The 12,551-nt window shown below is 42.3% G+C and carries 14 protein-coding genes; 2 read left to right on the forward strand and 12 right to left on the reverse strand.

The genetic code is table 11. The features are described 5' to 3' along the window. The 5 genes from J2S07_RS19185 to J2S07_RS19205 form a co-directional block, all read right to left on the reverse strand. A partial coding sequence (locus J2S07_RS19185; protein ID WP_307152014.1) for a helix-turn-helix domain-containing protein occupies positions 1 to 257 on the reverse strand: 257 nt, incomplete at its 3' end. A 147-nt stretch (positions 258 to 404) separates the two neighbouring features. Further along, positions 405 to 980 (reverse strand): nitroreductase family protein, encoded by a 576-nt coding sequence (locus J2S07_RS19190; protein WP_307152015.1) that lies wholly within the window; start codon positions 978 to 980, stop codon positions 405 to 407. A 109-nt stretch (positions 981 to 1,089) separates the two neighbouring features. Beyond that, positions 1,090 to 3,495, reverse strand: coding sequence for a heavy metal translocating P-type ATPase (locus J2S07_RS19195; protein ID WP_307152016.1), 2,406 nt, complete (start codon positions 3,493 to 3,495; stop codon positions 1,090 to 1,092). An 82-nt stretch (positions 3,496 to 3,577) separates the two neighbouring features. Continuing rightward, positions 3,578 to 3,784, reverse strand: a complete 207-nt coding sequence (copZ, locus tag J2S07_RS19200; RefSeq protein ID WP_307152017.1) for a copper chaperone CopZ — start codon at positions 3,782 to 3,784, stop codon at positions 3,578 to 3,580. Between the two features lie 25 nt (positions 3,785 to 3,809). Beyond that, complete coding sequence (locus tag J2S07_RS19205; protein ID WP_307152018.1) at positions 3,810 to 4,142, reverse strand: metal-sensitive transcriptional regulator; 333 nt, start codon at positions 4,140 to 4,142, stop codon at positions 3,810 to 3,812. A 244-nt stretch (positions 4,143 to 4,386) separates the two neighbouring features. On the opposite strand from J2S07_RS19205, the gene liaG reads away from it, so the two are divergent. After that, entirely contained in the window at positions 4,387 to 5,244 is an 858-nt protein-coding gene (liaG, locus tag J2S07_RS19210; protein ID WP_307152019.1) for a LiaG family protein, read from the forward strand. Between the two features lie 159 nt (positions 5,245 to 5,403). Here the strand turns inward: liaG and ppdK are convergent, their stop codons facing one another. The 3 genes from ppdK to ccpN all read right to left on the reverse strand — a co-directional run bounded on the left by ppdK (position 5,404) and on the right by ccpN (position 9,587). Next, positions 5,404 to 8,064 (reverse strand): pyruvate, phosphate dikinase, encoded by a 2,661-nt coding sequence (ppdK, locus tag J2S07_RS19215; protein WP_307152020.1) that lies wholly within the window; start codon positions 8,062 to 8,064, stop codon positions 5,404 to 5,406. Between the two features lie 2 nt (positions 8,065 to 8,066). Beyond that, positions 8,067 to 8,882: a pyruvate, water dikinase regulatory protein gene (locus J2S07_RS19220; RefSeq protein ID WP_307152021.1), complete on the reverse strand. Its 816-nt coding sequence runs from the start codon at positions 8,880 to 8,882 to the stop codon at positions 8,067 to 8,069. Positions 8,883 to 8,954: 72 nt separating this feature from the next. Next, positions 8,955 to 9,587, reverse strand: a complete 633-nt coding sequence (ccpN, locus tag J2S07_RS19225; protein WP_307152022.1) for a transcriptional regulator CcpN — start codon at positions 9,585 to 9,587, stop codon at positions 8,955 to 8,957. 157 nt (positions 9,588 to 9,744) lie between these two features. On the opposite strand from ccpN, the gene J2S07_RS19230 reads away from it, so the two are divergent. Then, positions 9,745 to 9,870, forward strand: a complete 126-nt coding sequence (locus J2S07_RS19230; RefSeq protein ID WP_307152023.1) for a hypothetical protein — start codon at positions 9,745 to 9,747, stop codon at positions 9,868 to 9,870. Between the two features lie 94 nt (positions 9,871 to 9,964). Here the strand turns inward: J2S07_RS19230 and J2S07_RS19235 are convergent, their stop codons facing one another. The 4 genes from J2S07_RS19235 to J2S07_RS19250 all read right to left on the reverse strand — a co-directional run bounded on the left by J2S07_RS19235 (position 9,965) and on the right by J2S07_RS19250 (position 12,390). Next, positions 9,965 to 10,255, reverse strand: a complete 291-nt coding sequence (locus J2S07_RS19235) for a HesB/YadR/YfhF family protein (protein WP_307152024.1) — start codon at positions 10,253 to 10,255, stop codon at positions 9,965 to 9,967. 261 nt (positions 10,256 to 10,516) lie between these two features. Next, the gene (locus J2S07_RS19240; RefSeq protein ID WP_307152025.1) at positions 10,517 to 11,002 is read right to left on the reverse strand and encodes a flavin reductase family protein; all 486 of its coding nucleotides are present in this window, start codon (positions 11,000 to 11,002) and stop codon (positions 10,517 to 10,519) included. A 118-nt stretch (positions 11,003 to 11,120) separates the two neighbouring features. Then, positions 11,121 to 11,387 carry a DUF1450 domain-containing protein gene (locus tag J2S07_RS19245; protein WP_307152026.1) on the reverse strand — a complete coding sequence of 89 codons (267 nt, stop codon included), beginning with the start codon at positions 11,385 to 11,387 and terminating at the stop codon, positions 11,121 to 11,123. Between the two features lie 100 nt (positions 11,388 to 11,487). Continuing rightward, on the reverse strand, positions 11,488 to 12,390 hold the full coding sequence (locus J2S07_RS19250; RefSeq protein WP_307152027.1) for a LysR family transcriptional regulator: 903 nt from the start codon (positions 12,388 to 12,390) through the stop codon (positions 11,488 to 11,490). Positions 12,391 to 12,551: the final 161 nt, after the last annotated feature.

The following is a 12,551-nucleotide window of genomic DNA, read 5'->3' on the forward strand; positions in this document are numbered from 1 at the left end:
TCAGCGAGGTTTTTCAGTGAGGATTGTAGAGCAATGCTATCAACTTCTTTTAGCCATACTAATTCCTTTTTTAACTGTGTTAGTTCAGCAGAACAAGAATCGTAGGTTAATCCCTTACCGGTCTCTTTGTAGGTATCATTCCATTGTCCCAAAAAGCGATTGAACACAAAACGACTGCATCCGATCGTCTTGGCTATGAGGATTTCCTGTTCTTTAGTTGGATAGATACGGAATTTATAGGCTTTGTTGACTAGCATTTTTTTCACCTCCAAACGAATATACGTTCCTATTTTACCATATTTGGGGGATTTTGGCTACAGCCAACCGACATTCATCTCCCACTTATCGTTGGGCTATGCCCTTCGCACGATTGAAGGGGGAGTCTTCTGTCGGGAAATAATAAATCAGTCCGTTGATATCCATGTCGTTACTTCATCAATAGATTTACGATTTCGTGCAGGCGGTTCCAAATCTGGGTAGCCAATATAGATAAAGCCCACCACTTCACCTTTGTCGGAAAGGCCGAATGACTGACTCATTTCTTGATCATAGCATGGCTTGCCTGTACGCCAAACCGCTCCTAATCCTAGTGAGTGGGCCGCTAGAAGCATATTTTGGATTCCAGCATTCACGGCTGCATATTCTTCCTTTAAAATCACGCGGGGATCATCGCTTGGTTCGACTGCTGCCACAATGACAAGAGGTGCCCGAAATGGGTTATTTCTTGCTCTCTCCAGCTTAGCTTGATTCTCATCTGTAGTCGGATCATCCATATCTCTTTCAGCAATCCTTGCAAGGGTCTCACCTAACCGCTTCCTGCCATCGCCTGTTAGAACGAAAAATCTCCAAGGCTCTGTTTTAAAATGGTTGGGTGCCCATGTAGCTGCTTCTATTATTTTCTCAATCAACTCCTTAGGCACCTCTTTATCAAGTACTCTACCAATACTTCTCCTCGTTCTAAGCGCTTCCATTAACTCCATTATCCTTCCTCCATTTCCAAATCCAGTAAAGTATATATTGATAGTGTTAATTATTGCATCTAACCTCAAAAAAAGCTACCGATTCGATCGATAGCTTTTTTGATAGCTTTTACAGCTTTACTTTTTGGAGTCGCAAAGCATTAAGCACAACTGAAACGGAGCTAAATGCCATCGCCGCTCCCGCAAGCCAAGGAGCGAGAAAACCTGCTGCTGCAATTGGAATACCAATGGTGTTATAACCAAACGCCCAGAAGAGGTTTTGTTTAATGTTGTTGATGGTCTTCCGGCTCATAAAAATGGCGTCCGCGATACTATTTAAGTCCCCTCGAATAAGGGTAATATCAGCAGCCTCCATCGCCACGTCCGTTCCCGTTCCGATCGCCATACCGATATCCGCCACCGCTAATGCTGGGGCATCATTGATCCCGTCGCCCACCATCGCCACTTTTTTGCCTTCTTTCTGAAGCTTCTTCACTTCATCGGCTTTTCCTTCTGGAAGCACTTCTGCGATATAATGCTCAATTCCTACCCGATTCGCAATCGCCTTTGCCGTTTCTTGGTTGTCACCAGTAATCATAATCACATCTAGTCCCATATCCTTCAGGCGTGCAATCGCAGCTACGGAGGTCTCTTTAATGGTATCAGCTACGGCGACAATTCCAGCAAATTGACCATTTACTGAGGCGAGCATAGCTGTTTTTCCTTCTCTTTCTAAGACTTCCATTTGTGTTAGAGCATGATCGATGACAATTTGATTTCTTGTCATTAATTTTCTTGTACCGACTAAGATTTCACTACCATCAACCACCGCTCTAATCCCAAAGCCAGGAATGGCTTCAAAATCAGCCACTTCTTTTAAAGAAATTCCTTTTTCCTTAATCCCTTCCACAATGGCTTGAGCAAGGGGATGCTCTGATTTTCTCTCTGCACTTCCTACAAGAGCAAGGAATTCCTCTTCATTCCTATCCGTGATCACATCTGTTAAGACAGGAGTACCATTTGTTACCGTCCCTGTTTTATCTAACACAACCGTTGTAATTCGGTGTGTCATTTCTAAATGCTCTCCACCTTTGAAAAGAATGCCAAATTCAGCGGAGCGACCTGAACCCGCCATAATCGAGGTTGGAGTTGCAAGACCTAATGCACATGGGCAGGCAATGACGAGAACCGCAATCATTTTTTCAAGGCTTTCGGCAAAATCACCTGGTGTCACGAAGAGGAACCAAATGAAAAAGGTCACAACCGCAAGTCCCACGACGATCGGTACAAAGACGCCTGAAATCTTATCGGCTAATCTTTGGATTGGAGCCTTAGAGCCCTGTGCTTCCTCAACCACCTTAATGATTTGGGCTAAAGCCGTATCCTTTCCAACCTTTGTTGCCTCCACTTTAAGGAATCCGTTCTTGTTAATCGTCGCCCCAATAACCTCATCGCCCACTGTTTTATCAACGGGAACACTTTCCCCTGTTAACATCGATTCGTCAATGGCAGACTGACCTTCTTTAATCACTCCATCGACCGGTATTTTTTCTCCAGGCTTGACATGAAAAATATCTCCAGTTACGACTTCTTCTAAAGGTATTTCTATTTCTACTCCATCGCGCTCTACGATGGCAGTCTTCGCTTGTAGTCCCATCAGCTTCTTGATGGCTTCAGAGGAACGACCCTTTGCCTTTGCCTCGAACAGCTTGCCAAGAATAATTAACGTAATTAAGATTGCACTCGTTTCATAGTAAAGCTCTGGTGTATGTCCGTGCATCCCGATAGATCGAATCGATAAGTATAAGCTGTAAAAATAGGCAGCCGAGGTTCCAAGTGCAACGAGAACATCCATGTTTGCACTCTTATTTTTCAGTGCCTTATAGGCACCTACATAGAATTGCTTTCCGATAATGAACTGAACAGGGGTAGCGAGTAGAAGCTGCACCCATGGATTCATGAGAAATTCTGGAACATAGATGAAGGATGTAAATGAAAAATGGCCGACCATCGTCCATAGCAATGGAAGGGAGAGGATGACAGCAAAAACAAATTTTCTCGTCTGTTTTTTGATTTCCAGTTCCCGATGATCTACGCCTTCTTTCTGATCTTCCTTTACGGATGCTCCATACCCTAAATCCTGCACTTTCTTAATGATATCAGTTGCTGAGAGCTCAGAAGGATTATACTCGACTGTTGCTTTTTCCATGGCTAGATTAACATTGGCCTTGGATACACCCTCGAGCTTGTTCAGTCCCTTTTCAATCCTGGAGGAGCAGGCCGCACAGGTCATTCCCGTAATCTCAAACTCCGCCTTTTCATTGACGACACCATAACCTAAGTCCCGAACCTTTTGTTGAATCACTTCTACCGTTGTTACCTGTGGATCATATTTGACAGATGAGCGTTCAAGGGCTAAGTTCACATTCGCTTCCTCGACTCCATCAAGCTTTCGTAAGCCCTTCTCGATCCGAGCGGAACACGCCGCACAGGTCATACCGGTTATTTGCATACTGGTTTCTTTCAAAGCACCCATAACTCTCTCTTCCTCTCATACCCCTTATGGGTATATTTTTAGCGATAAAGAACGTGCTAACCCTGTAGCACGTCCCTAGGAGTTATTCTACATCATAGCCTTGATCATCGATGGTTTCCTTGATTTTATCAACAGTTACTTCATCATGATTATAATCAACTGCTACAGTACCCTCTTCTAAATTTACCTTAACAGTATTTACTCCTTGAAGCTTGCCAACGCTACCTTCGACCGCTTTTACACAGTGACCACAAGACATTCCTTTTACATTAAGAACAACATTTGACATAGTAAATCCTTCTTTCTCATTAATTTTATTTTTTCATAAGCTTTTGAATCGTTATAAGTAACTCATCAAGAGCTTCATGATCCCCATCTTGAACTCTTTCTAGAATACAGCTTTTCATATGGGCTTCTAGAAGGAGCTTCGCCACGCCATTCAATGCTGCCGTAGTTGCGGCAATTTGCGTGATGACATCATCACAATAAGTATCCTTCTCGATAAGTCCCTTTATCCCGCGAATCTGACCCTCGATACGGTTCAATCTTGTCGTCAGATTTTTCTTGGTTTTTTCTGAGTGATGACTTTTTCGATGATCATGACAACATTCTTGATCCTTTTCTTGAGGTTCATTCAATGTATCCATGCACAAAACCTCCTTCACTTAAGATATTACTATACCCCCCTAACCTATGTAAAGTGAACTTTTTATGAACAGTTGAAAGTATTTGCGGAAAAATGATCTTTTTTGCGAACAACCAGATATATTTGCGAAACGAAAAAACAACTCTAAGACCCTAGACTTAGTCAAAAATAAAGCTATAGAACAATGAACATTTCTTTGTCGTCGGGTATGATGGTACTAACAAGTAGGAAAGAAGGGTATGAAGTTGAAAAAAATTCTTGTGATTTTTTTAATCATTGTAGGTGGTTACCTTTTATTCACATCAATCATGGGAAACTTCCCTGCATTATTCGGGAAGGAACAAACAAAGGCGGAAATCACAAACCGAATTGATACGATTGAATTCGATATTGCTTCTGCTAGTTTAACCATTATTCCAGAAAAACGTGACAACCTAGAGGCTGTCTTGAAGGGAAGAGGAAAATTATCAGTTGACCAAAAGGGTGATACGGTGACTGTAAAGCACAAAAAAAGCTGGTTTGAGTGGGTCCCATTTTTCAATACTGCTAAGCTAACTGTATACGTACCGGAGGATTACAACAAAGATATGCTCCTTGATGTTGGTTCAGGGAATATGAGCTTATCAGGAAAATCAGCTAAGCAACCCTATGAGCTAGATAATTTGACTGTTGATATGAGCTCTGGGAATGTAAATCTTGAAAATCTACAGGTTGATACGTTTGTTCACGATGCTTCTTCAGGAAATTTAACCGTACATTCTCTCGTGTCTAACTCAAGCTCCATCGACATTAGTTCTGGGAAAGTGAAAATGACCGATTATGCTGGGGAATTGAATGCTGATTTGTCTTCCGGAAGGCTTGTAGTTCAAATGTCTGAGCTTAAGGATTCCATTCAAATAGACGTAAGCTCTGGATCGGTTGAACTGGATCTTCCTGATCAGGCCGATTTCACCCTAGATGGAGAGACGGGATCAGGGAACATCTCCTGTGATTTCCCATTAGCGATCAAAAAACAGGATAATCACAGAATCAAGGGCTCCCACGGTAGTGGCAAGCATGAGATTGAAGTGGGTGTATCAAGTGGAAATGTGAGGATTTTTTGAGTATTGAGTCGCTTTTCTATCTTATACGTGGTACGTTTACTAAGTTACTCGTACTGAAAAGAACCCGTTCACGTGCACGTATAAGCCTAGCATCAAACATAGCCAAATATGAAAAAACGAACTCGCTGCTAATATGTAGCGAGTTCGTTTGTTTTATTCTTATACCGTTACTACTTCAGCTAACGTCTTACGAATCGTTGCTTGGGCAGCCGCTAGTCTAGCAAGTGGAACACGATATGGGGAGCAGCTGACATAATCTAGCCCTGTATTGTAGCAGAATTCGATTGAGCTTTTCTCTCCACCATGCTCACCGCAAATCCCGGTCTTAAGCTGTGGCTTTGTTTTACGGCCTAGCTTCACCCCTGTTTCAACTAGCTTTCCGACACCCTCTTGATCTAGAACGGCGAATGGATTATCCGGAAGCACCTTGTTCTCGATGTAGGCTTGAAGGAATTTTCCTTCTGCATCGTCACGGCTGTATCCGAAAGTTGTTTGTGTTAAATCATTGGTACCGAATGAGAAGAAATCCGCTTCCTCGGCAATTTGATCTGCTGTTAAAGCCGCTCGTGGAATTTCAATCATCGTTCCAATCATATAGTCAAACGGATAGCCTGTTTCTTCTTGCACCTTTAATGCCGCATCAACAACGAGCTGACGCATTTCCTTTAACTCATTGACATGTCCGACTAAAGGAATCATGATTTCAGGTTTTACTGACATACCTTTTTCGGATAGGGTCGCAATCGCATAGAAAATGGCTTTTGCCTGCATTTCATAGATTTCTGGATAAATCATACCAAGTCGGCAGCCACGGTGACCAAGCATTGGGTTGAATTCATCGAGCTGGCGTACCTTTTTTAGCAGGAGTTCTTTTTGAGCTAATTCCTCTGAATCAGGATTTAGAATTTGTAGCTTCGTTACCTCGACTAAAAGCTCTTCCTTATCTGGCAAGAATTCATGAAGTGGAGGATCGAGTAAGCGAATCGTCACCGGTAACCCTTGCATCGCTTCAAAGATTCCTTCAAAATCGCCTTGCTGCATTGGTAGGAGCTCTGCTAATGCTGCACTTCGCTCTTCATAGTTCTCGGCTAAAATCATTTTTTGCACAATTGGAACCCGCTTCGCATCCATGAACATATGCTCTGTACGGCATAGTCCGATCCCGCCTGCGCCAAATTCAAATGCCTTCTTCGCATCCTCTGGATTATCAGCATTCGCGCGAACTCCAAGCTTTCTTGCATCATCTGCCCATTGCAGAAGAAGCTGGAATTCATCAGATAGCTGAGGCTCGATCATCGGGATTTCCCCAAGCATGATTTCGCCAGTTGCGCCGTCAATCGTAATAATATCTCCATGGTTCACGATCGTTTCACCAACACGGAACTGTCTAGCCTTCAAATCAATTTTCAAAGCTTCACAGCCACAGATGCAGGCTTTCCCCATTCCTCTTGCGACAACAGCAGCATGGCTCGTCATTCCGCCACGGCTTGTAACCACTGCTTGGGCTGCAATAATTCCGTGAATGTCATCAGGCGTTGTTTCCGGACGGACAAGAATCACTTTTTTACCTTCGTTTCCGAGCTCCTCTGCTTCATCTGCATCAAACACAACCGCCCCAGTTGCTGCTCCTGGAGAAGCTGGCAATCCTTTTGCAAGCTGGGTACGCACAGCAGATTCGTCAATGCGACGATGCAGAAGCTGATTCAATTGATCAGGATCGACGCGAAGAAGAGCGGTATTTTTATCAATAATGCCTTCTTCGACCATTTCAACTGCAATGCGAATCGCAGCTTGAGCTGTTCTTTTTCCTGTTCTTGTTTGAAGAATAAAGAGCTTACCTCGTTCCACGGTGAACTCGATATCCTGCATATCTTGGTAATGCTGTTCTAATAGATGGCAAGTTTCAGAGAATTGCTTATATACGTCTGGCATTTCGCTTTCAAGTGTAGCAATCGGCTCTGGAGTACGAATTCCAGCAACCACGTCTTCACCCTGTGCATTAATTAAATATTCTCCGTAGAGGACATTTTCCCCAGTCGATGGATTTCTTGTAAAAGCCACCCCAGTACCAGAATCATTTCCAGTATTACCGAACACCATGCTTTGTATATTAACCGCTGTTCCCAAATGATCAGGAATCTTGTTGAGGCGGCGATATACAATCGCACGTTGATTGTTCCAGGAATCAAACACCGCATTAATGGAGAGGAATAGCTGCTCCTTTGGCTCCTGCGGAAAGTCCTTTCTTGTACGTTCCTTGACAATTTTCTTATAGCCAGCAATTACTTCCTGCCAGTCTTCAGCAGTAAGCTCAGGGTCAGAAGTATACCCCTTGTTCTCTCTGTAATCCTCAAGAAGCTGTTCAAAGAAATAGACATCTACCTCGAGCACAACATCTGAGAACATTTGAATGAAACGACGATAAGAGTCGTAGGCAAAGCGTGGATTATTGGTAAGCTGGGCCATTCCTTCAACCGTTTCATCATTCATTCCAAGGTTAAGAATCGTATCCATCATCCCTGGCATTGAGAATACAGAGCCTGAACGAACGGACACAAGCAGTGGGTTGGATGGGTCCCCGAGGCGCTTGCCTGTGTTTTCTTCTAATCTAGCTAAAGACTGAAGAATTTGATCCTTTACCTCTGGTGAGACCATTTTTCCTGCCTCATAATAATCATTGCAGGCTTCTGTCGAGATCGTAAATCCATAGGGAACAGGTAAGCCAATAGAGGTCATTTCAGCTAGGTTCGCCCCTTTTCCTCCTAGTAGCTCCTTCATTCCGCTGTTGCCTTCGTTGAACATATAAACAAATTTTTTCATGATTATGAATTCCTCTCTTTCTTCAGGACATTAAGGATGTAATCGGCTGTTTCCTCGATTGCCTTATTGGATACGTTGATAACCGGGCAGCCAATTCTTTTCATGATTTTCTCTGCATAGTCTAGTTCCTCGAGGATGCGCTCAAAACTGGCATAATTAGCCTGAGAGGTTAAACCAAGATTCTTCAAGCGTTCCTTTCGGATAGAATTCAGCTTGTCTGGACTAATGATAAGACCAACACATTTCCCCCTCGGAATTTGATAGATTTCATCGGGAGGAGCTACTTCCGGCACCAAAGGGACATTGGCAACCTTATAGCATTTATGTGCTAGATACATAGATAAAGGTGTTTTTGATGTTCTAGAAACACCGACTAGAACGATATCGGCATACAGAAGACCTCTCGGGTCACGACCATCATCATACTTAACCGCAAATTCAATCGCTTCAATTTTTCTAAAATAGGAGTCATCCAGCTGTCTCATAAGCTTCGGTTGATTTTTTGGATTCTTGTGGAAGGTCCCGCTGAATGCATCCATGAGCGGATGGAGCAAATCAACTGCGACTAACCCCTCCTCCTTCACTCTTTTGTCGAGATATTCCTTAAGAGCAGGAATCACAATGGTATAGGCAATAATCGAGGGACCTTGCTTCGCCATTATGATCAAGTCTTCGATATCTTCAGTATCCTCAACGAAAGCGTTGCGCTTAATTTCAACAAATCCCCCATTAAATTGTGTAGCAACAGCTTTTACCACCAAATCAGCTGTCTCTCCTACTGAATCAGAGACAACGTATACGCATTCCTTTACTTCCAAATGATCTTCACTCCTATTTTTGTTAGGGTCGAATTCGTCTATAAAATTTCTACCTTAAACGAAATAGTATTTCTAGCGTTCAGCTAATTCTATAAAAGCACGAGAGATGGTTGTCTTTGTGATACGCCCAACGACCTTATATGTATGGGTCCCTTTGTCAATTTCCTGCACGACTGGCAGGGAATCAATATGATGTTCAATCATTTTTTTCGCTGCTAGAAGTAGGGTGTCCCCAGGCTTAACCGTAATAATCTTCGGCATCCTCGTCATAATGACACTTACCGGAATACCATGGAGGTCCTGATTTCCCATACAAGCCCTCAAGAGGTCCTTTCTTGAAATAACTCCAGAAAGATGGCCCTCCTCATTAACAACAAAGATCGCCCCTACGTCTTTAAGAAAAATTTGGACGATGGCATCATAGACAGAGGTAGAATTCTTGACGACAATCGGATGGGCTTTGTACTCACGAACAAAATGCTCTTCAAACCACTTCGAATACTTCTCGCCTTCAATCTCCTTGTAGCTATATCCTACACGGGTACGTGCTTCTAAGTTCCCCGCCATTGTTAAAATTGCGAGATCTGGTCTTAATGTTGCTCTTTTTAACGATAGTCTTTCAGCAATTAGCTTGCCGGGAATCGGGCCTTCCTCTTTCACAATTTGAAGAATTTCCTCTTGCCGCTTGGTAAGCTTCAATTCCACCACCCTCTAGTTAAAAAATGATATGTTATATCAAAGCATTTTGGATAAATGTGTTATACTTAATTGTATATAGTATATATTAATTGAAAGCATTTTGGGAAACAATTTTTTTATTTTTTATGGCGAAAATAAAAACTTTCCTTAGGAGATGGGTCAATTGGCGACGGAGCAAGCTCTGATTCTATTCCTTTGGGGGGCAAGAGGGCCTGTCGGCGACCGAACAAGCTCTTACTCTCTTCCTTCGGGAGACAAGAACGCCTATTGGCTACCGAACACACCCTGACTCACTAACTTCGGGGGACAATGGTACAGAACACTAAAAAAAATAGCCCAGAGCAGAACTCTGAGCTTCATCTTACCAATATGTAATCATGCGATTATTTTTTATTAAAAACAAACTCCACATCACCGTTTTTCTCTTCTATCTTCATATCATATTCATCCAGGAACCACGAATCTTTGTCATTGAAATAAAAGGTGATTCCTTCAACTGTGGTCTGAACATCGATCGTTCCTTCCTGACCGACCGATACACCCAGGAAATAATTTGGATGCTCCGTCGGAATCCCTCCATATAATTTCATGAAAAATTGGACAAAGTCGCCGTCCTGTAAATCCATTTCTTCCTTATACCATTTGGCCGCATCTTGGCTCACTTCAAGACCCATTACTACACCTCATTTATTAAAGTTCATTTTATTATTTGTAGCTAATCAAATTTTACTACCCTATCTAAAAAAGAAAAACCCTCCCCCATCGACGAGGAAAGGTATTTTAGAAAAGCCCTTACTTATTTTTAGGCTCTGTCATATTGTATTGATGATCTACATACCGCCTTATACGTGTACGTTCTCTAAGTTATTCGTACCGAATAAAACCCGTTCACATACACGTATAAGGCTAAAATCAACAACAGACTTTAATATAGCCTATTTATAAAATTCACTTGGAATTTTGCCAAACTTTCTTCGGTGGTATAAAAGCGGATCCTTTTGCTCACTAACGATATCAATTACTTCACCAATTAGAATCGAATGGTCGCCCGCTTCCACGACTTGGTGTGTCTTACATTGAAGCACGCCTAGTGCACCAGAGATGATTGGAAGTCCGTGCTCTGATGTTTTCCATTCACAGCTCCCAAAGCGATCCGTTCCCTTCATCGCAAACAATGAGCAAATATCCCCCTGATCATCTGCTAAAACATGAACAGCAAATTTATCTGCTTTCGTGAATGGCTCATAGGAGGAAACCCTCTTATCAATCGACCAAAGAATCATTAATGGGTCGATGGAAACAGATGCAAATGAATTGACCGTCAAGCCTAGTGGTGTTCCATTTTCATCCACTGTTGTTACAACGGTTACACCCGTCGGATAGTTCCCCATAACCTCTTTAAATAAAGCAACATTGTCCATAAATCAACTCACCTTTCCCACTTTGTCGATCCATTTTTATTTGGTTTACATATTTTTTATAGTATTAACACCTTTATTATGGCGGTATTTTATGGGTTTGTCGAATAATTGAACTGTGTCAGCGTTGATAGCCCTTCAGCTTCTCCAATAATTCCTCAGAACTATCGGCCGCTACAAACTCACCATTAACAATCGTATAGGGTGACTTCTTACATTCCTTGCACCTGCTTTGACATTCATATTCTTTATACACGACATTTTTTTCGTTAAAAAAAGAATGATATTTCGGGAAATTCTCCTCGGTTAAGAAGCGATCCAAATTTTTTTCGCAAAATTCCACCGTCAGCTTCTTTTTCTTAGAAAATAATTGATTTAATCGCTTCACGGAAACTACATCCTTTATTGTAATCGGCTATTTCAAAACAGCCTAGATTTAAGAATCTACCCTATTTTATCATAAAACAGGTGTGCCCCGTCTAGTGAAGTCACCCTTCTTCAGAATTCCAAAACCCCTTGGACTCCCTCAATATCTTAACAAATACCTCTAATGCCTTCGTTTGAAAAGCGCTCTGCAAAACGATGGAGAAATCTCTTTTTAGAGGAGTTCCTTTTACTCGAACGATCTTTAATAAGCCCAGCGATAATTCCTTGCGGATGGCGAGGTGAGAAAGAAAGGAAATCCCAAGGCCTGATTCCACCGATTCTTTAATTAATTGGGTGCTCCCAAATTCCATCATCTCTTTCGGAGCAATAGATAGTTCCCGGATGATTCTCTCTGTCGCCTCTCTCGTGCCAGAACCAACCTCGCGGACAAGCCATGTTTCCTTTTCCAGCTCAGATGCAGCTACTTCTCCCTCCAGCCATGCAAGACGGTGCTGGGTGGATGCGACAACAACCATTTGATCATCTGCAAATGGATCGATCTTTAATTGAGTGCTCTCCAGGTTTCCTTCAATAATCCCGATATCGAGCTGATGTCTGAGCACTAAATCAGCAATTTTTCTCGTGTTCCCAATGACGATACTCGGCCTAATAAGAGGGAATTCATGATGCAATTTGGCGATAAAATGCGGGAGAACATATTCTCCAAATGTATAACTGGCCCCGATGGACAAGGATCCGCTTGCCCGATTTGTCAGATCATCCATAAGGCCTTGCATTTTGGTATAGAGCCCTAATATTTCCTTCGCGTGGAAGTAAACAATTTCCCCTGCTTTATTTAAGCGAACAAACTTATTATTTCGATCAAGCAGCTTTACCCCATATGTATTCTCCAAAACTTGAATGTACTGGCTTACAGCAGGCTGCGTCATATGCAAGGCTTCCGCTGCCCGTGAAAAGCTTTCTTTCTCCACAACTGTCACAAACACAAGCAAATGCTGATCCATCTTGGCTCTCCTCCCTATGATAAGTATTTACTTATTAATAGGATAATATATAATTATTTTCCTTATCGTCAATCGACGATTATTATTAGTTTGAAAGGTTTTTGATTGGAGTGAAAATATTGGAGTTAGAAAAAACAGCGTTGAAAGCAGAATTGAATAAG

Origin of the sequence: Anoxybacillus andreesenii (assembly GCF_030813005.1) — a bacterium.
In the GTDB taxonomy this organism is placed as follows: Bacteria; Bacillota; Bacilli; order Bacillales; family Cytobacillaceae; genus Robertmurraya; species Robertmurraya andreesenii.